The sequence below is a fragment of the Paenibacillus algorifonticola genome (assembly GCF_000971975.1).
Taxonomy (GTDB): Bacteria; Bacillota; Bacilli; order Paenibacillales; family Paenibacillaceae; genus Pristimantibacillus; species Pristimantibacillus algorifonticola.
Genome location: NZ_LAQO01000022.1, coordinates 103,138 through 121,950, shown reverse-complemented (window position 1 = coordinate 121,950; position 18,813 = coordinate 103,138). Strand labels below are relative to the sequence as shown.

Annotated in this window: 18 protein-coding genes, 1 pseudogene and 1 riboswitch; of the genes and pseudogenes, 3 read left to right on the top strand and 16 right to left on the bottom strand. The window is 49.9% G+C overall.

Annotated elements, in window-relative coordinates:
* Positions 1–77: 77 nt before the first annotated feature.
* Complete coding sequence (locus WH37_RS24275; RefSeq protein ID WP_231594347.1) at positions 78–3,422, bottom strand: DUF5107 domain-containing protein; 3,345 nt, start codon at positions 3,420–3,422, stop codon at positions 78–80.
* Positions 3,423–3,623: 201 nt separating this feature from the next.
* Between WH37_RS24275 and WH37_RS24270 the strand changes: the two genes are divergently transcribed.
* Entirely contained in the window at positions 3,624–4,292 is a 669-nt protein-coding gene (locus tag WH37_RS24270; RefSeq protein WP_052737182.1) for a cupin domain-containing protein, read from the top strand.
* Between the two features lie 104 nt (positions 4,293–4,396).
* A pseudogene (locus WH37_RS36080) lies at positions 4,397–4,537 on the top strand (hypothetical protein); the annotation flags it as partial.
* Here WH37_RS36080 and WH37_RS24265 read toward each other — a convergent pair.
* The 12 genes from WH37_RS24265 to WH37_RS24210 all read right to left on the bottom strand — a co-directional run bounded on the left by WH37_RS24265 (position 4,527) and on the right by WH37_RS24210 (position 13,612).
* Positions 4,527–4,976 carry a DUF441 domain-containing protein gene (locus WH37_RS24265; protein ID WP_046233210.1) on the bottom strand — a complete coding sequence of 150 codons (450 nt, stop codon included), beginning with the start codon at positions 4,974–4,976 and terminating at the stop codon, positions 4,527–4,529. The pseudogene WH37_RS36080 and the gene WH37_RS24265 overlap by 11 nt on opposite strands.
* Before the next feature lie 71 nt (positions 4,977–5,047).
* Entirely contained in the window at positions 5,048–5,230 is a 183-nt protein-coding gene (locus tag WH37_RS24260) for a hypothetical protein (RefSeq protein WP_046233209.1), read from the bottom strand.
* Positions 5,231–5,313: 83 nt separating this feature from the next.
* Positions 5,314–5,682 (bottom strand): DUF423 domain-containing protein, encoded by a 369-nt coding sequence (locus WH37_RS24255; RefSeq protein WP_046233208.1) that lies wholly within the window; start codon positions 5,680–5,682, stop codon positions 5,314–5,316.
* A 74-nt stretch (positions 5,683–5,756) separates the two neighbouring features.
* On the bottom strand, positions 5,757–6,542 hold the full coding sequence (locus WH37_RS24250) for a GNAT family protein (protein WP_046233207.1): 786 nt from the start codon (positions 6,540–6,542) through the stop codon (positions 5,757–5,759).
* A gap of 35 nt (positions 6,543–6,577) precedes the next feature.
* A complete protein-coding gene (locus tag WH37_RS24245; RefSeq protein ID WP_046233206.1) occupies positions 6,578–7,294 on the bottom strand; it encodes a hypothetical protein in 717 nt (238 codons plus the stop codon).
* A gap of 198 nt (positions 7,295–7,492) precedes the next feature.
* Positions 7,493–7,939, bottom strand: a complete 447-nt coding sequence (locus WH37_RS24240) for a MarR family winged helix-turn-helix transcriptional regulator (protein ID WP_046233205.1) — start codon at positions 7,937–7,939, stop codon at positions 7,493–7,495.
* A gap of 17 nt (positions 7,940–7,956) precedes the next feature.
* A complete protein-coding gene (locus tag WH37_RS24235) occupies positions 7,957–8,859 on the bottom strand; it encodes a DUF72 domain-containing protein (protein WP_046233204.1) in 903 nt (300 codons plus the stop codon).
* 195 nt (positions 8,860–9,054) lie between these two features.
* Positions 9,055–9,645: a hypothetical protein gene (locus WH37_RS24230; RefSeq protein WP_046233203.1), complete on the bottom strand. Its 591-nt coding sequence runs from the start codon at positions 9,643–9,645 to the stop codon at positions 9,055–9,057.
* A gap of 120 nt (positions 9,646–9,765) precedes the next feature.
* The gene (locus WH37_RS24225) at positions 9,766–10,734 is read right to left on the bottom strand and encodes an EamA family transporter (protein ID WP_046233202.1); all 969 of its coding nucleotides are present in this window, start codon (positions 10,732–10,734) and stop codon (positions 9,766–9,768) included.
* 83 nt (positions 10,735–10,817) lie between these two features.
* Positions 10,818–10,944, bottom strand: a riboswitch (purine riboswitch).
* Between the two features lie 65 nt (positions 10,945–11,009).
* On the bottom strand, positions 11,010–12,257 hold the full coding sequence (locus WH37_RS24220; RefSeq protein ID WP_046233201.1) for an MFS transporter: 1,248 nt from the start codon (positions 12,255–12,257) through the stop codon (positions 11,010–11,012).
* 133 nt (positions 12,258–12,390) lie between these two features.
* Positions 12,391–12,831 (bottom strand): GNAT family N-acetyltransferase, encoded by a 441-nt coding sequence (locus WH37_RS24215; RefSeq protein WP_046233200.1) that lies wholly within the window; start codon positions 12,829–12,831, stop codon positions 12,391–12,393.
* Between the two features lie 34 nt (positions 12,832–12,865).
* On the bottom strand, positions 12,866–13,612 hold the full coding sequence (locus WH37_RS24210; protein ID WP_046233199.1) for an RNA polymerase sigma factor: 747 nt from the start codon (positions 13,610–13,612) through the stop codon (positions 12,866–12,868).
* A gap of 192 nt (positions 13,613–13,804) precedes the next feature.
* On the opposite strand from WH37_RS24210, the gene clpP reads away from it, so the two are divergent.
* The gene (gene clpP, locus WH37_RS24205; protein WP_046233198.1) at positions 13,805–14,395 is read left to right on the top strand and encodes an ATP-dependent Clp endopeptidase proteolytic subunit ClpP; all 591 of its coding nucleotides are present in this window, start codon (positions 13,805–13,807) and stop codon (positions 14,393–14,395) included.
* 514 nt (positions 14,396–14,909) lie between these two features.
* Here the strand turns inward: clpP and WH37_RS24200 are convergent.
* The 3 genes from WH37_RS24200 to ilvB all read right to left on the bottom strand — a co-directional run bounded on the left by WH37_RS24200 (position 14,910) and on the right by ilvB (position 18,449).
* Entirely contained in the window at positions 14,910–15,422 is a 513-nt protein-coding gene (locus tag WH37_RS24200) for an acyl-CoA thioesterase (RefSeq protein ID WP_046233197.1), read from the bottom strand.
* Positions 15,423–15,477: 55 nt separating this feature from the next.
* The gene (locus WH37_RS24195; RefSeq protein ID WP_046233196.1) at positions 15,478–16,437 is read right to left on the bottom strand and encodes a nucleoside hydrolase; all 960 of its coding nucleotides are present in this window, start codon (positions 16,435–16,437) and stop codon (positions 15,478–15,480) included.
* A gap of 281 nt (positions 16,438–16,718) precedes the next feature.
* Positions 16,719–18,449 carry a biosynthetic-type acetolactate synthase large subunit gene (gene ilvB / locus WH37_RS24190; RefSeq protein WP_046233195.1) on the bottom strand — a complete coding sequence of 577 codons (1,731 nt, stop codon included), beginning with the start codon at positions 18,447–18,449 and terminating at the stop codon, positions 16,719–16,721.
* Positions 18,450–18,813 lie beyond the last annotated feature (364 nt).

Here is an 18,813-nt window from a genome sequence, read left to right as displayed (position 1 = left end):
TTATACGACTTCTTCTCCATATCGTCTTGAGCTCTCGTATCTGACAACTGCTTCATGCTTTGACTAATAGACACTGATTAATTGGATAACGCCAGTAAGCTATGAATGCGCGCTCCGCTGTGATTGCCGTCCAATTGCAGGGCGGCGCCAAACTGCTCCGCTGCCTGTTCACGCTCCCCCAGCCCGAGAAGACCAAGCCCCATCATATAACGGCAATGAATCTCGTTGCGTTTGCTAAGATCATCCTCGAACACAAGGAAATCCGGCAGCGATACGGCAAAATAATCAAATTCGACCCGGTCGAAAATATGCTTTTCCGCATAATCGAGCAGCTTATGGAAGCGGCGTTTTGCCTCTGGCTCGTTACCCAGCTTCAACCACGATAACCCTTGATAAAAAATCATATCCGGCGGCTGGTCATTGTAATACAGCGCGCTTGCGGGCTCCTCCAGCCCTTGGGAAGCCTGCTTAAAGCATTCTTCCGCTCTGTGCGGCTCATTCAGCGCTTCATACGCACAGCCTAAATAATAATAAATATTGTTTTCCTGTGCGCCATGCAGCTTGCCTTCGCCATAATGCTCCGGATAGACGAGCGCCGTGTTGAGCAGTTGAACGGCATGTGAAGCTTCGCCCTGCTGCAGCGCCTGTTTGGCAAGCTCCACATGCGTGAACACATGCTGCCCCGTCACCTTGCCTTCTCCGCCCTCCCAAGGATGGAACTGGCGGGTAGCTAGCGCCGCTGCCGCTTGCTCATGCTGCTGGGCCGCATTCAGCAGCGTGACATATTCGATGTATAGGTCGTCGCGGAGCTCAACAAGTGTCAGCTGCTGTTCTAGCTTGACAAGCCGCTGCTCAGCGGGATGCCCTAGCTTTTTATACAGCTGATCCAGCTCATAGAAGACGCGGGCGTCGGCCTGATCGAGTGCGAAAGCCTGCTCCAGCGCTTCAAGCGCCGCTGCCTCGTCGCCGCGTTTATTGTAGTAGGCAAGCGCTAAGTTGCGATGTACGGTGGCAAAATTCGGCTCTGCTGCGCGCGACGCTTCCCAATGGGCAATCGCATCGCTATGCCGTTTCTTGTCATACAGTAAATTGCCCAAATAATAATGCGCTTTCGCATCCTGTGGATTGGCCGCAATCGCTTGCTCCAACACCAGCAGCTCAAACAAGCTGTTCGGGAAGCAATAATGTGGAGCAGCCGATTCCGCGGCTTGGCGCGAAGCAGCAGCGGCTTCCATATTGCCTGACTCTTCATATGCATATGCAAGCGTATAAGGCAGCATCGGATAGATCGCTGCCGCTGCGCCTTCTAGTGAAGTCACGATGCACGCAAGCACCGCAATCGCTTCCTCATGCAGCCCGCTGCCGATATAGTCGGCAGCTAAGTTCAAATAATTGTGCGCATCGCCGCGCATAAGCCGCATCAGCTCGGCATGCGCTTGATCCGCCAGCTGCTGCTGCCCCCCAGCAGCCAGCGCCAAGCAGCGCTCGTTGGCCGATCCGAAATCGGCCACATCGAGCCCGAGCGTCTCCGCCGCGAAGGCTATCGCCTCATCGCTGCGTCCCTGCTTGCGCAGCAGCGCCGCCTTCAAATGGCGCGCTTTATAATTGCGGGCGTTCCGCGCGATGGAACGCTCCACCAGCTCCAGCGCATCCGCAAACGCGCCTTCCGCGCAAGCGATCTGAGCCAGCGAGAAGTAGCTGGCATCCTGCCAAGCCGCTGACCAAGTTGCCTTGTAGAAAGCGGTGAACGCTTCTTCGAGCTTCCCCTGATGCTTCAAGGCAACACCAAGCTGATAAAGCGCCTCGCTGTCATACGGATTCGGGTTGCGCCACGTCAGCGACTTAATGGCGGTGCGGAAATATCCTTCCGCCTGCTGGAATTTTCCCCGCCGCAGCAGCAGCGTGCCATAAGCGACATTAATGCGGCTGTCGCCAGCGTCGCGCTTTAACCCTTCCAAATAATACGCCTCCGGCTCAAAGGTTGCATGGCGATATTGCTCCAAATGGAGCCCGGCCAAATACAGCTGCTCATTCGTCTTGAGCGCAGCTGGCGCTTCAAGCGGCTTCGCCGCGTCAGGTATTTGCTCAAGCGAAGGCTTGGCTGGCTGGTAAGAAATCAATAGCTTCCCTGCCGAATCACGGACCAACAGCTTCAAGTCAAAAGCCTGATCCTCTTCATCCAAAGTGACGATAGACTTGAATGTGTCAGTCGGTGACAGCTTCACCTTCTCCTGAATATAGCTGCGCCCCCGCCCGCGCAGTTCGATCTGGGCATCCTCGAACACAGCTGTCGCATAAACGTAAGCGACAGCTTCCCGCGCCTGCTCATCGATCTCCAAATTAACAGCGGCGTCGATGGACGCATTTTTGACGACTCCAACATTTTTGTAGGGCATAAAATATTGCTTGAAGGACTTCTCCTCATACGGCTGGAGCCAGGTGAAATCCGGCTGATTGTCCGTATACACGCCCGTCATCAGCTCAATATACGGTCCGTCCTCATCGGTCAGATTGCGATCCCAGGCAATCCCAAACTCGCCATTTCCCCAAGTCCACTGCTTTTTGCCGGGGGAAATATGATGGTTCGCCACATGCAGCAGCCCCGCCTGCACCCCGTGGTCATAGCCCCCTACAAAATTATAATCGGATTTGTAAGCCATATAAGAGGTTGGCACGGGAATGTTGCGATAGCGGGAAATATCAACGCCAGCGGAATAATCCATTTTATAATACGTGCCTGTAGCAATTGGAAAACGGCTTACGTCCCGCTTGCCATGGTCGAACACCGCTGTCACGTCAGGGGGAAATACCGACTGCGTATGCTCATTAACCGCAACCGCCGGATTCGCCCACCATAAAAAAGTTTGCGGCTGCGGCGTACGGTTGTACAGCTGTGCGGAAATTTCCAAATAAGCCTTGCCGGGATACAGCGTGAAGCCTGCCGTTACCTTCGTTCCATACATGCGGTCAATTTCGCTGACCCACACCGCCCTGCTGCCGTCTTTATTTTCAGCCAGACGATATTCTACAGGTCCATAGGTGTTTGGACGATGATGCTGCGGCCAGTTGAACTCAATGCCACCGGAAATCCACGGTCCCGCAAGCCCAACCAGCGCAGGCTTGATGACCTTGTTGTAATAAACGAAATCATAGTCATTCGTTTTATCCAGCGCCCGATAAATGCGCCCGCCCAGCTCTGGCATGATTTCGATGCGTACATATTCATTTTCGAGAATGATGAGCTTGTAAGGCTGAGGTTGTTTTTCATTTTCGATTTTATCAATAACGGGATGCGGATAAACCCGACCCGAGCTGCCTTGATACACCCTTTTTTCTAAAAACATCGGATTTCGCTCTGGTTTGCCTATGCCGTATGTCGGTATGGAAACCGTCTCTTCCCAAATCTTCACTTGCTGCTCCAACGTGATTCCTCCCTTGCTTTGATGCTTTAACTTTAGCGCCTGGGAGCGGGAGAGCCAATTCACGATACACTTGTTCTAATGGACTATATTCTGATTTCGTGAGACACCGATTGAACTGACTTCCGCGCCAGCTCTTCACCTCCGTCTGGGCAGCTGCATACACTGCTGGAAAAACTGGGATTTCAGAAAGGCAGGCCGATCATGAGTACAGAATATGTAGACCTCGCATCACCCGCATTAAATTTGTTTTACGATGTCAATTGCGCCCCCTTATTTCATAAAGACTCCTGCAACTACTTAAACCAATTAACTGCACACGAATTGCCTGTGCTAAAAAGCACGTCGTTTTTCGATGCGCATATGACCAAAAATCATATCGTTGAGCCGCATTGGCATCCCAATACGACGGAGCTTGTATTCGTCACACACGGCGAAATTGTCGTTTCGATTTTGAATCCTTTTACGAAGCAGCTGCTTACTTACCGGTTGTGCGACCATCAGGCGGTATACATTCCAATGGGCTGGTGGCACTGGATTATTGCGTGTAGTGAGCATACACACTTTATTACGATTTTTGACGACCGCTGCCCACAAACGGTATTCGGCTCAGATGTGCTCCGCATTACGCCAAAGGAAGTATTCCAGCTCGCCTATTGCGTCGATGCAAGGCAGCTCGCACATGTGCTGTCGCCGATTCAAAATACGACTATTATCGGACCAGCGTGCGTCAATGCCCAAGCTGGCGCAAGCGGCTACGGCGGCTACGGCCACGGAGCAGCGCAAGGCGTACAATGGCGAATTGGCAATCCGCCACCGCAAGCTTTGGATCAGGAGCAGGAGCAGGAGCAAGAGCAGGAGCTGCAAAGGTAACGACGGCTTCCCTTCCGCACTCCCTTGGGAGCGCACTAAAAAAGCACGCCAGCTTACACCTTTCTCAGGCGGGGCTGGCGTGCTTATTGTAATTTCACAAAGCTCCCTCCTACCGTGTGATGGAGAAAATCGGCATGCGCCGGGAAGGCTTTTTCAAAAAATGTATTCCTAATGGCGCCCACGATTGGTGGGACGAATATTATTACGCCATTCTGCAAGAAGAATGGCTCACCCTCACTTGCTAATCAGCAGCGACAGCAGTCCCGCCGCAATAAGCGGACCGACCGGAACGCCTTTAAAAAAAGCAACTCCGATAATGGTGCCGATAATCAGCCCGGTTACGATCGTCGGCTGGCTGGACATCAGATGAAAACCGCGTCCGCCCAAATAAGCAACCATCACGCCGACGACGATGGCCGCTAGCGACTTCCAATGGAGAAACGATTCATAGATCGATTTCATACTGATCGTCCCGCTCGCCAGCGGCGCGAGAATGCCAATCGTCAATATGATGATGCCCAAAGTCAGCCCGTGCTTCTCGATCCATGGGAAAGCCTGATGTACATTCGTTACCCGGAGAAGCAGCAGAAATACGGCAGCGATGGTGATGGAGTTGTTTTTGCTCAATATGCCCAGCAGTGCGAAAAAAAGCAGCAGGACAGATGGCGTGTCAATTTGCGGCATTTGCTGAATTCCCCTTTCTCTTAATAAGCGGTCGTTTGTTATTTGTAAGGCTCTGTTACACCTTGCAATGATTAGCGTCTTCGATTGCGCCGTTTGATCCATTCCATCAGCTCCATACAGCCGATAAACAATGCAAATAAAATGAACAATGGAATCGTTTTGCCGAACTCCATTAGTTTGAACAGTGGTGCCACGACAGCTGTCGTCCCCACAATGACTAGTCCCAGCACCGAAAGGCGCCATCCCGTAAACATAAACGAACTTCCCCCCAACCCTTCAGCAAAATGACCAAAGAGCCTGCCTGTGGCAAGCTCTCTCGTTCTCTGCGGCTATGCAGCTAGCCTTGAATAATCGCAACCGTCAGGATGGCCCAGCCGATCAAAAAACACAGTCCGCCCAGCGGAGTAATAGCGCCCAGCTTCTTCACACCGCTCAAGCTAAGTGCGTAAAGGCTGCCGCTGAATAAAATAATACCAGCAAATAGAAACCAGCCTGCGGTTACGACGAGCCCGCTCGTCAATAGGCCGCCTGCTAAAATACCGGCAAGCAGCAAGCCCAGCGCATGGGCAATCTGGTATTGCACCCCCGTCTGAAAAATAGCCAGCATGTCAGCGGAAAGCTTCTTCTTCAAAGCATGCGCGCCGAATGCGCCGAGCATAACCGATAAAAACATATTGATACTGCCGAGCAGCAATAAAGTCGTCATTTCGTCCTCCCGCATCTTCCCATTATTCGCTATAGCTTTGTCCATTGTATCATTATTACAAGTAACAACCCAGATTAAATATTATGCGCAGGCGACATGCACGGCCACGTATAGGCGAGCAGCTCAAAGCCTCTTTTCGCCAAAATCGGACGGCTCATTGGACTTGCATCTACCGTCATCAAACGAAAGCCCGCCTGCCAGGCAGCCTGCGCACGGACAGCCAGCAGCGCTGTATAATACCCTTTGCCACGGTATTCCGCAAGCGTTGATCCGCCCCAAATGCTTGCGAAGGACGTTCCCTCGTGCAAATACATCCAGGCGGCGCTGACCATTTTGTCTCCGGCATAAGCGGCATAAATGCGCAGCCCAATTTGCTCATCCTGCAAATCCTGCTTTAATCGCTCGCCATGCTCGATATGCGAAACTCCCCACACCGCTTCTTCCAGCACTACCAATGCATCAATGCCTGCCGCATCCGTGACAGGGCGGATGGCTGGTGAAATTTCACACTGCAGCAGCTCATGTCCTTCCGCAAGCTGAATAACCATCATTGCCTCTTCTTCGCCGATATCGAAGCCATGAGCCAGCAACCGCTCTTTGAGATTGCGAGGCTTGTCATCGCTGTAAACCTTCCACTCAAACGACTGCCCTAGCTCGCGGAAATAGGCCAACTGCGCTGCAATGGCTTCATCAACGTTATCTTCGTTCAACTCCGTATAAAGAATGAAGCCGCCTTCGCTATCATTTTCGAGCGCGATTTGCCGGATGACTCCGCCGTCCGTCTCGCGACGGTAGCCCGGAAAGGCTATATCAATTCGCTGCTCCTTCGTGAATAATGCTAACAACTGTTCTCGGTTCATCGCCAGCTCCTTCTTCTTACCTTGTCTTCAGCTCATCATTGGTCAAAATCAATAGCCTCATGCTTTATATATATCGTTTTGCGTTGTTTTCCTTCTTGGCCCAGCCGAATGTTGAACGATTCTGATTTGGCAAGCGCTGCATATTGCGGCTCGCTGATTGCCCTTGGAATGGCGCTGCGGATAAGCCCGACCGTAAATTGGTGGAACAAGATCAGCTCTCCCCGCATCATGTCCTCAATATCGCCGCCCAATATTTTTCCCCCATAAGCTTTGCGCTGCTCGTTTAAATTCATTATCAGCTCCGGGACGAACTGATAAAGCCAAGCGGCATTATAATTTTCAAAATAAGGCTCCGAATCTTCGTACCCCTGCTCGCCATAAGCCTCTACCCGGTAGGCAAATAATTCGTCTGCTGTGGATGATGCCTGCAAGCTATATTCAATGATGCTAATTGGTCCGATCTGCTGCTCCTGCTGCCTGGCATAAAGCCGATTGCATAGCTGGCGAAAAGATGACAAAAACAGCTCGATCAGCTGTTCTTGATGTATGTGGTAATAACGATTTTCCTGAAATACGGTTTGCTCAAGAGCAGGTATGAAGCAATTTTTATAAAAATGCCGGAGTGCCCGTGCCTTCTGGGTATCCTTCCGCTCTCGTCCTCTGCACGACTCTTCCCGCCCACCCCCTGTTAGCCTGATCCATTGGAAAGCTGCCCCCTCGGCATCTTTGCTGTTCTGGCCTGTACCGCTCAAAGCATTCCCTCCTCCAACCGTTTTCCCACGCGCGCAAGTATATCGATCTTTTATATGTACACGGCGCAGCCCGTCTTAAATGACATCGCACTAATCTTTTAATTATATCGGTGGGAAATGTTGGATTGTTAAGAGGATATTTCAACAGATGCCAAGAAACCTTGTGTGCCCTCGAAAACATAGCAGCTCCCGAATCAGTTAACTTTTCTCGATTGAGGCTTGCATATGGTTATTAATTCTCAGCAGCAGCGAAATCATCAGCTCATATTCCTCTGCGGAAATGACCTTCTTTACTTCATCGTTTACCGACTCATTAATAGCGGTTGTTTCATTAATAAGCTGCCGACCTTTGTCCGTAATATAAACAACAAAGCTGCGGCGATCCTGAACGCCAGGCCGCTTGTGAATCAGCTGCTCCTTCTCCAAATGGTCGATGATGCGGGTAACGGTTGGATTTTCCTTGCTTGTCCGCAAAGCAATCTCCTTCTGAATCAAGCCATCCGACTTGCTAATTTGATAGAGTACCGACCACTGCTCTGGCGTAATCGCATATTCTCTCAAACGTTGTTGAAAAAAATTAGTGAGCTTGCGATATGTCATTCCCATTGTAAAACCAATCGACTGCTCAAGTCCCTGATAGGGCATAAACCTGTCCTCCCACTCTAAAATAACTCCAACTGCTCCACCGCTGGCGGCTCTGGCTCATTGCGAACAAAATAAGGTCCTTCCCCATCCGGACAGTTCAGTCCAAGCAGGTCCATCAGTTCTTTGGCATTATCAGCCGCGTCCCCGCCGGAGTTATTGTTAAAAATAATGCAAATATGCTTGCTCTGCTGCTGCAGCTCCTTAATATGGTCTGCCCATTCGCGCAGCTCAGCGCTGTTGTAGCGGTATAAATAACGAACCTCACGCCAATTCGGCGCTCCGCCCTGATTCCAGCCCGATACATTTCGGCCATGCAGCCTAACGAGCGTGAGCTCCTGATCGGTCGCATGCAGCACAGTTGGCACCGAGCCAACGCCTGCCTGCGGCTCATCGCATACGCTGTGTATCCAGCCCTCGCGCTCCATGAACGCCAGCGTCTTGACGCGAAACTCCGGCATAAACCAGCTCTGATGGCGGAACTCCAGCGCGCAGCGAATGCTGCCCATTCTGAGCTTCGTCTCGCGAAGCAGCCGGACATTATCCTGCGTGCAATCAAACCATGGCGGGTACTGGAAAAGCACGGCGGTCAGCCGCCCAGCCTCAATAACCGGCTCAATAGATTCGCGGAAAGCAGCGAACATTTGTCCCGTATCATTTAATGCCGCAGCAGCTGCCGCTTCACCGCGCTGATGCCCTGTCATGCCTTGATACGCTTTTATCATAAAATGGAGCGAGCTCGGCGTTTCCGCCATCCATTTGGCGAACCTTTCCCGGGATTGAATTGCATAGAAGGAGCTGTCTACTTCGACGACGGGAAAATATTTTGCATATTGGCCCAGCCTGTCCTTCGCCTTTGTACCGGGAATGTACAGCGTATCATGGTCGCCCCAGCCTGTAAGTCCGATTTGAACAGCCATCATTCGGCTCCTTTCTTGTCCTTGGCATGTTATAGATCTGTTGTAGATGTCCTTTTTATGATAAAGCAACTGTAGTTGCTTTGACAACTTTTGCGCCTACCCTCGTCTTCATACGAGAAATGAAATCAAAAAAAACAGAAAAAGCCTGATTGCTCAGGCTTCCTCCTTCATTATAGCGGTATCGCACATCGCGAGTAATTACTTGTTCCGCCTGCCGTATCGACGATAATCGACCACTCCTACCGCTATGACAAGCACCAGCAGGGCCAGCGCGACGATAAGCCAGCTGCCTAGAACTCCGCTATCTGATTGTTCACTATTATTGTGCGGTGTCCCCTCGGATACAGGCGTCGTTTGCTGCTTAGCTACCGATTCTTGAGCTTTCAGATCCAATTCCTTGTCCTTCAAAAAAGCCGCCATTTCCTTGCTGACTGGCGTTGTCATGGAAGGCGCGCATAGCGGATGCTCCCACTTCCCGTCCTTCTCTTTCAGAAAAAAGAGATACTCCACGCCCTCTTCGCTCGGCCCATTTAAAGCTCCCCAGGTCGGGTCTTCTGATACGGACAGTGTGCGTGCTTCAATTCCCTTATAGCTTGTGCTCACGGTCAGTACAAGCTTATTGTCATTGGCAAAGATCGTTTTGTAACGTTCATTTACTTTAGCAATAACGATACCGTCATACCAATCAAAAGCCTCAGCTGGTGTTCTCATTTGTGCGCAAGATAGCGCAGACACCTGTGATGGGAGCAGCCACAATAGTAGGAGCGACAAAATCAGCCATTTTTTCAAAGCTTACACCGCCTTTTTGCTACAGACGGAAAATTCAGCTAAATGTTTCAAAGGTTGATGAAAAAGAAGTTATGCCTTTTGAAAAGCTGCACCTTTTTAACAAAAAAAAGCAAGCGCTAGTTAAGCAGCCATTGTACGCTGTGAACGCCCTTTAAAGCGTTTCAGCTCTGGCAGCAAAATGCCCATCAGCACGATGGCGACGCCCACCCATTGCAGCATGCTCACATGCTCATTCAATATAAGTGCTGACATCGTGACGGCTACAGGAAGCTCGGCTGCGCCTAATACGCCAGCCATGCCTTCACCAATATGCGGCACTCCGATTGCGAACAGGACAGGCGGGATAAAAGCTCCGAACAATCCGAGCAGGAAACCGAATACGAGCAGCTGTCCCCAAATCAAACCATTAAACAGAAACATTGGCGGGAATAAAATAAACACGAGCAGCAAACCGCCAGTAATCATCCAAGCACTGCGGTAAGCCGGGTGCACAGCTGGCACCGCTTTGCCGCTGAACAAAATAAACAAGGAATAGCTCACGGCGGACAATAAGCCGAAAATAATGCCGATCCAGTTGAACTGGGCTGCGCCATCCTCCATAATGCCGGCAGCGAGCAGCGTGCCTCCGAACAAAACAATCAATGCCAGCATCATAATGCCTTTAGGACGTTGACGCTTGCTGAAGGCTTGAATCAATACGCTGATCCATGTGAATTGAAACAATAAAATAATCGCCAGCGAAGCTGGAATATAACGAAGCGAATGATAATACAACAAGCCCGTTATAGCTGTCGGCATACCCGAAAGCATCAGCAACACTCTGCTTTTCCACGTCAGCTTAGAGGCAAGCGCTTTGGCAGCCGCAGCCGCTTGAGTAACAGAAGAAATTGCATTTGGAGCTGTACGAGCTTTGCGCTGCTCCCGCTGTTTTGTATAAAAAGCCAGCATCCAGGCCAAAATAAATCCCGTCAGCAGCTGCGTTCCAACCACTTCACCTAATTGGTAGCCTTGACCATATGCCAGTACTACGATTGTAGACAACACACCGTAACTAATCGCACCGAATAAAACCGATAATAAATACTTCATTTGTGCCTTTAAACCTCCTTGATTGTCTCTCTAAACGTGCCCAGACAACACAAAAAATCCTAACCACATAGCAACGACCAATACAGCTTGATCCTTGTTATCGTAGTTAGGAAGTAAAGGCTTCCTGTAGATACCCCCGACCTGTTCTTATATCCAGCTGCAGCTGAATACGGCTTACGAGGTTATACGAAAAGAAATATATGGTTTGATGCCTTGCTGTCATCTGATGTTAGATCGTAATTCATTTTACATCTTACATGACAAGTAAGGTGGTGTCAATTGTTTTTCATTGAAATATTATGTGAGACCGCTTCTGGCTTGCTCCAGCCCCGTTTTTTATTTTTTGCAGCCGTCGTCATGCTAATGATCAAATATACGAGCAAAAAGATAATCATGACGCCGGCTGCGCAGCGATACATCGTCTCATAGCTTGTTGCCGAGGCAATAGCCCCTAGCAAAATAGCACCTGTCGCGACACCAAGATCTGTCGCGTTGTAGAACATGCTGTTCACGGCGCCGTGCTGCTCCGGACTCGAGCTGCGCAGCATCCAAGCTTGAATCGTTGGCTGGACAGCCCCGAATCCTAAACCATACAGCAGCGCCGATACGATCAGCAGCGAAATGGAAGTCGTAAACGACAGCACTGTCAAGCTCGCAATGACACATAACGCACCAGGAATAAGCACCGCGGCATGGCCTTTGCTGTCAAACAATTTGCCGGAAATCGGGCGAACGATAATAATCGTCACCGCATTAAACAGAAAAAACAAACCGATCTGATTGATCGCAAGCTTTTCCCCATACAAGGCGATAAAGCTTAATATGCCGCTGTATGTAATCGACAGCAGCACATTTAATAGCGCTGGAAACACGAGCCGGAAATTAAAAGGCGGCTTGCTGGCGGCAGCCCGTTTCCGCTCTTCGTGGTTAAGACGTGGAGGCTCTGGCGGAAGTGGACGAAAAAACATTAGGATGGGGATAACGAGCAAAATTGCTGCCGTCCCCGTTAGGCTTAACGCCTCAAATCCGAATTGCTTCCAAATATTCAGCCCGATCATGGGACCAATGGACATCGCGATGCTGGTGGACAAGCCAAAATAGCCAATACCTTCACCAATCCGCCCAGCGGGAATAATTTGCGATACGAGCGTAGGTATAATCGTACTGGCTATGCCGAAGCCAATGCCATAAAATACACGCATGATGAGCAAGGAGCCGACGGATTCAGCCGCGATATACATAGCGGTAAAAAGGGCCGCAAGCACAATGCCTGTGTACAAAATGGCTGATCGCGGCATTCTTTTCATCACAAACGCCGTCATAAAACGCGTCAAAATTGCAGAAACAGCGAAAACGCTCGTCACCAGGCTGACCGATACATCGCTCGCCATAAATGTATTTTTCGTATAAGCCGTAAGCGGCGATAGCAGCAGCTGTAAATTAAAGAAAACTAAAAAAGAGCAAACGGTAAGCGTAATAAAAGCAGTTGTCCATAAGCGTGGGCGTTGTTCCTGAGACAGCATGCCGTTCCCCCTCATTGATGTTTAAATAAAATAGTTGACTTAAGCAATTATATTTCAGACAACTATTATTGTCAATGAAAGAGGCATGACTCGGACCGCTTGTTAGACACTGGATGCACCCGCTATTCATCAGCTATTCTTGCACTGTTAACTTTTTCACAAACCGATAGCCTGTAATATCAAAGCCGCGGGCCTCATAAAAAGCATGGGCCTTCTTGCGCGATTCCTTTATTCCGCTCGTTAAATAGAGCGCACTCGCGCCCCGTTCCCTCGCCCATTGTTCTATATAAGCAACGAGCGCCGTACCAATTCCGCTCCCTTGCTCCGATTGCTTTGTTACAAGCAGGCTGATTTGGACGACCATGCCATCTTCCTCATAATAAAAAATATCACGGCAGCCAATCAGCCCGACTGCTTGCCCATCTCGCACCGCAACAAACGTAAAACAGGACTCTACAGACGCTATTTTTTCCATACGGGCGCTGAGCGCTTCTATATTCGTTGGGTAGCCCAGATCGGCCATTAGCTGGACGACCGCCTCCACATCCTGATGCTCATATGGACGTATGAACATATTTGATTATCCCCCTTCGCTAGCCAATAAATGGTTAGGCAACATTTTGCATAAAAGCATTTTCCAGCGCCATAGTCCGCGCCTCTGTTGGAACCTTCTGACGCCGTGATGGAAGGCGGCCCAGTTCACGCTGCGCCATATGGATAGCTAGCTCTGGATCATTTTCGCTAAGCTGCATTAAAGCGGTAACTGCCTTCATATTGTCTGACAAATAGGCGGAGGCCAGCGCCCTTACATAGGTTTTCATATGCTCCTCCTGCGGCTGGGGCAGCCCATCCTGAAGCAGCTGCTGGCGCACAGCTATAAGCGCTTGTCTGGCACGGTGAAGCGCCGCTTTTACCGCCCCATCCGTCATGCCCAATATTTCCGCAGCTTCGATGCTTGAGCAGCCGTATACGTCCCGCAGCATAAAAACAGCCCTTTGCGCAGCTGTCATATGCTTGACTAGCACATGAAAAACAATTTCAAGCTCGCTAGCTTCTTGATTGTTTACTGCGATTCCCTGCTGATGCAAATGCAGCATTTCTCCGCTTATTTTTTGCCAGACCGCTTTTCTGCGGCTTTGGTCGATCCAGCTATTTTTGGCAATGCGCAGCAGCAGCGCTTCGGGATTCTGATGGCTGGCCGCCTCCGCAGATAGGCTCGCTTTCAGCCACGATTCCTGCGCCAAATCATCAGCGTCCCAGCTTGAGCCTGTCAGCGAGATGCTGTATTTGCGCAGCGATGCCAGATGCTGACCGACATTTCCGTTCGGTAAGGCGGCTTTATTTTTCAAACGCATAGGACACGCTCCTCTTAACCAGATTCCGGGCGAAGACGCGGCAGAACCGTTTATTTTATAAACGAATGAAGCCCCTATTAAGATACGCGGATGAGCAAAAAAAAAGCTTTCAGCGCTGCATATCCTTTTGACCCCCGATAATCGTTTACTAAGTGAAAGCAAACATCTAATGGAATAAATGGAGGTAAACCTATGACCAATTATGTGCCTTACGTAGTGGAGCAAAGCGCACGCGGCGAAAGATCCTATGATATTTATTCACGGCTGCTGAAAGACCGCATCATCTTTCTCGGCTCAGCCATTGACGACCAGCTCGCGAACAGCATCGTTGCCCAGCTGCTGTTTCTCGCGGAGGAAGACCCGGCGAAAGACATCAGCATCTATATTAATAGTCCGGGCGGCTCTACTTCAGCGGGCTTTGCCATCTATGACACGATCCAATATATTAAGCCGGATGTCAGTACGATATGTGTGGGGCTTGCAGCATCCTTCGCCGCTATTCTACTGCTTGCGGGTGCTGAAGGCAAGCGCTTTGCACTGCCCAACAGCGAGGTAATGATTCACCAGCCGCATGGCGGCGTCCAGGGCCAAGCGAGCGACATTGCGATTTCTGCCAATCGGATTATTCGCGTTAGAGAGCATCTCAACCAGATCGCCGCCGCGCGAACCGGCCAGCCGCTGGAGAAAATCCAACTGGACATGGACCGCGATTACTTCCTCTCCGCAGAGGAGGCTGTACAATACGGCATCGTGGATCGCGTCATTACTACCTTGCAAGCGTAAACGGCTTCCGCCGTCCTCTGGCAGCAAAGCAACCGTTTCGCGTAGAAATATAGAGAAAGGATAGGAAAATCATATACTTTCCTATATTTCAAGCGTAAACGGCTGTCGCCGTCCTTTGGCGGCAAAGCTTCCGTTTCGAGGGTGAAATATAAGCCGATTATAAGGGTGAAACTTATAATTTCTTATATTTTAAAAACAGTCAGCAACGCCCCTTCCGGCTTATCGGCTGGAAGGGGCGCTGCTGCTATTTTGATTCTATAAAACCGTGCTGCCATTGCGTCGCCATGACATTCGCTCTCAACTGCTTTATAATAAAGAAAGAATTGATGAAAGTTGGTGTCCATGTGAGCGGCAAAAAAGCAGTTTTTATCGTTTTAGGCATATGTACAGGCCTCGCCTTGTTTGTATACACATGCATTCAGTACGTCCTGTCCTTGCGGCCATAATCGCAGCAGCGATACGAACCGCAAGCACGATCTATAACACTTTGACAGCTATCCTTTACCCTTTACACTCAGTCCCAAGGATGCTTGACCGTCAAAAATTCAGCAAAGCGTTTACTCTGCTCGCGGCGAGTACGGCGCATTTCCGCTCGCTGCTCCGCTGTTTCAAACAGCTTTAGCTCCTCTTCTGTTTCCGGAACGACCGCTGGCACAGCTACCGGACGCCTGTCCGAATCAAGCGCAACGAACGTCAGAAAAGACGTCGCCGCCACTTCCCGCTCTCCACGCAGCAAATCCTCTTTCACGACTTTAACGAACACTTCAATGGAGGAACGGCCCGTCCAAGTAACGAACGCTTCTAGACATACGGAATCCGTTGGGCGAATGGGATATAGGAAATCAACCGAATCCGTCGAAGCGGTAACAACGGAACGGCGGCAATGCTTGGTCGCCGCAATAGAAGCAATATCATCAATATAAGCCATCAATTTTCCGCCAAACAGCGTATTATGATTGTTCACATCCGTTGGAAATACCCTTGCTGTTTTATAACATCTAGATTCCCGCGAAAAACGCTGCTCCATCTGCCAAAATCCTCCCTTAATTACGTACACTTAACTGATCTTTCATTATCTAGCTTTATTCGCTCCAAAATACCGACATCATTTGGCGAATCGCTCTGGCCGAATCCACCTCAACGCAAAATTCCACACTTCTGCCCATAGATGGACGAGGTCTTCTGTCTGTTACAATCATACCCGCTGTCAGCCCGCTGCTGCAATCAACGACGGCATTAAATTTTTGCGTGGTAACAAGCGACGGATTAAGCGCTACAAGAACCGCAAGCGCATCATGCATCGGACATTCCTCAATGAAATAGTTCGTCTTGCGATAAAACTCAAAATAAACGCCCAGCGATTCCTTTAAAAAGCGGATGATCGCTTGCTTGTGCTGCGGCGCATAGCGGGCAAGCTTCTCCAGATCAGCTCCCGTAAGCCTTGTAGGCACAGTCACATCGAGCCCCACAATCGTGAGTGGCACATCCGATGCAAAAACCGCCGCTGCCGCTTCAGGGTCGGCATAGAGGTTAGCTTCTGCAACTGGCGTCACATTGCCGGGTGCAAACAGCGTGCCTCCCATCGTCACGACCTGTTTCAGCTGCCTCGCAAGCTCAGGAGCTTTTTTCAGCGCGAGCGCCAAATTCGTCATTCTGCCCGTCGTAACCAGCGTGAGCTCTCCAGGATTTTCCGCAGCTTTGCGAATGATGAATTCAACCGCATTTTCCTTCAGCGGCAGCTGGGCCGAAGGCGGCAGCACGGCATCTCCTATACCATTATGCCCATGAATATGCGCATCTGTTCCACGCGAAGGCCTTACGCTTGGCGCTTCCGCCCCCGCTGCAACGGGAACCTCGTAACCGCAATTGGCAAGCTGCACCACCCTTAGCGTATTGTCTGTAGCTTGCTCCACCGTCGTATTTCCGTACCCTGTCGTAATGCCCTCCACCTTCATTTCAGGTGAAAGCAGCGCGTATAAGATCGCGATGGCATCATCGACCCCAGTGTCTACATCGAGTAAAATTCGTTTTCTGTCGCTCATCGCAAGTCTCCCCCTTACCCATTGTGTCGAAGCAGCTAGGCCTAGATCGGCACCCGCTCCATTCCTCCTCATTGTAAACGATGAAAGCTGACACTGACAAAGCCTAACTGCACAAAACGACAGCTTTTATTTAATCACATAAAATAAATCACCTAGCAGCCGCTGTATTTGTCGATTTTTATAATTAATGCTGTTAATTTCCCCTCGCAAAATTCATGAAAATTCGCCAAGGAAAGGGACAACAATTTAATTAGCCCCATTAATTAAGTTGTTTTGCAAGCTTATTCAAAATCTCCCATGATCATCTGATCCAATGTCGTTCCGGCTAAAACCATCGGATATACATTCTCTTCTGTCGGCACTACAAACTCAACAAGTACAGGTCCCGGTGTGTGCAGTGCCTCTTCCCAGATGCGAATGGCCTCTTCTTTATGGCTTGCTCTTAGCCCCTTAATGCCATACGCTTCAGCAAGCTTAACGAAATCAGGGCTGCCGGCAAGATCGATCTGGCTATAGCGCCTTTCGTACATGAGCTCCTGCTGCTGCTTAACCATGCCAAGCACTTGATTGTTAATCACGACAATTTTAACGGGAATCTGGTTGATTGCACAAATGGCCATTTCCTGCGCACACATCTGCATGCCTCCGTCACCATTTATCGAAACGACTAGTCGGTCTGGGTTTCCGATTTGAGCACCGATAGCAGCGGGAAAGCCAAATCCCATTGTGCCAAGCCCCCCGGATGTAATGAGCGAGCGGGGATGCTTGAATTTATAAAATTGCGCGGCCCACATTTGATGCTGCCCTACGTCCGTCGTAATAATCGCCTTTCCTTGCGTCGTCTCATGAATCATTTCAATAACAAATTGTGGTTTAAGCTCCGTATCGGAATCATTGTACCTCAATGGATACAGCCTTTTATTTTGCTGTACTTCAGCAATCCAGCTGCTGGATTGCGAGGTTACCGCGAGCGTATTGGCATATTGCAGCACAGCCTTTATATCGCCGATGCATGCAATATCCGTTTTAATATTTTTGCCAATTTCAGCTGGATCGATATCGATATGGGCAATCCATTTCGCTTGCGGAGCGAAGCCATCAAGCTTCATCGTTACCCGGTCATCAAATCTTGAACCGATGGAAAGGATGAGGTCAGCGTTTTGGATAGCCATGTTCGCCGCATATGCACCATGATGGCCTGGCATACCCAGCCATAAATCATGCGCACTTGGAAAACCGCCCAAACCAAGCAAGGTCGTCGCAACTGGAATATTGGTTTTGTTCGCGAATGCGATAAGCTCATTGGAGGCATTTGAATAAACGACGCCACCTCCCGCTATAATAACGGGTCTTTGAGCTTGTGCAATCGCCTGAATTAATCGATCTGTTTCCGCATGATTCGGAATCGGATCGCCATGATAACCGCGTATATGAATAGGGCTTACAGGTTGATCCAGCATTTTCTGATTCGATACGTCTTTGGGGATGTCGATTAAAACCGGACCTTTCCTTCCCGTGTTCGCGATATGAAACGCTTCATGGATAATTCGCGGAAGCTCCTGTGCGTCACGAACCAGATAACTATGCTTCGTTATTGACATCGTCATGCTAACGATATCGGCCTCCTGAAAGGCGTCCGTACCCATAACCGCTGTTGATACATTGCCCGTAATAACAACTAATGGCACAGAATCATAATAAGCAGTTGCAATACCGGTCACTAGATTCGTCGCTCCTGGACCAGAGGTAGCGATGCAAACGCCCACTTTCCCAGTTGACCTCGCATAGCCGTCAGCCGCATGAATAGCCCCTTGCTCATGCCTGGTCAAAATATGTTTGAAATCCCGATTATGAACCATCGCATCATAAATATACAGCACATTTCCGCCCGGGTAGCCAAATACACATTCTACCCCTTCCATAAGCAAGCCGTTTAAAAGCATCTCCGATCCGGTTACCACTTTCTGATCCTGCTGCTGCAATTCGTTCGTAAACGTAGATGGTTTATTCATGTGACTGCCTCCCTAAATATAAATAACCCCTCTCATCCGCAAGCGACGGCAAACTTCTGCCATGCTTAAGGGACGAAAGGGGTAATCATTTCGTGGTACCACCCTGATTCACTGAAATCTTGCGAGTTCAGTCTCAAGAGGTAAGGCAATGCCTCACCTGCTGCACGGTAACGTGTGCCATTCCGTTTGAATCTACTCACGATGCCCAGCGTACACAGGCTCCGCTTTCCATCAAAAGCTCCGAGACGACGGCATACAAGGATTACGGCAAAGGTCTCAGCACTCCCCCTGCTCTCTGAACATAATCGCCTTTGTATGTATTCTCTTCCTCGCTTTTACTTTTTTTGAAAACAGAAAAACCCCT

Bases quoted from the DNA above. Each gene is read 5' to 3' on its own strand.
- WH37_RS24270 (WP_052737182.1), top strand. From the start codon at position 3,624: ATGAGTACAGAATATGTAGACCTCGCATCACCCGCATTAAATTTGTTT.
- WH37_RS24265 (WP_046233210.1), bottom strand. From the start codon at position 4,976: ATGCCGCAAATTGACACGCCATCTGTCCTGCTGCTTTTTTTCGCACTG.
- WH37_RS24260 (WP_046233209.1), bottom strand. From the start codon at position 5,230: ATGTTTACGGGATGGCGCCTTTCGGTGCTGGGACTAGTCATTGTGGGG.
- WH37_RS24255 (WP_046233208.1), bottom strand. From the start codon at position 5,682: ATGACGACTTTATTGCTGCTCGGCAGTATCAATATGTTTTTATCGGTT.
- WH37_RS24250 (WP_046233207.1), bottom strand. From the start codon at position 6,542: ATGAACCGAGAACAGTTGTTAGCATTATTCACGAAGGAGCAGCGAATT.
- WH37_RS24240 (WP_046233205.1), bottom strand. From the start codon at position 7,939: ATGCCCTATCAGGGACTTGAGCAGTCGATTGGTTTTACAATGGGAATG.
- WH37_RS24235 (WP_046233204.1), bottom strand. From the start codon at position 8,859: ATGATGGCTGTTCAAATCGGACTTACAGGCTGGGGCGACCATGATACG.
- WH37_RS24225 (WP_046233202.1), bottom strand. From the start codon at position 10,734: ATGAAGTATTTATTATCGGTTTTATTCGGTGCGATTAGTTACGGTGTG.
- WH37_RS24220 (WP_046233201.1), bottom strand. From the start codon at position 12,257: ATGCTGTCTCAGGAACAACGCCCACGCTTATGGACAACTGCTTTTATT.
- WH37_RS24215 (WP_046233200.1), bottom strand. From the start codon at position 12,831: ATGTTCATACGTCCATATGAGCATCAGGATGTGGAGGCGGTCGTCCAG.
- WH37_RS24210 (WP_046233199.1), bottom strand. From the start codon at position 13,612: ATGCGTTTGAAAAATAAAGCCGCCTTACCGAACGGAAATGTCGGTCAG.
- clpP (WP_046233198.1), top strand. From the start codon at position 13,805: ATGACCAATTATGTGCCTTACGTAGTGGAGCAAAGCGCACGCGGCGAA.
- WH37_RS24200 (WP_046233197.1), bottom strand. From the start codon at position 15,422: ATGGAGCAGCGTTTTTCGCGGGAATCTAGATGTTATAAAACAGCAAGG.
- WH37_RS24195 (WP_046233196.1), bottom strand. From the start codon at position 16,437: ATGAGCGACAGAAAACGAATTTTACTCGATGTAGACACTGGGGTCGAT.
- ilvB (WP_046233195.1), bottom strand. From the start codon at position 18,449: ATGAATAAACCATCTACGTTTACGAACGAATTGCAGCAGCAGGATCAG.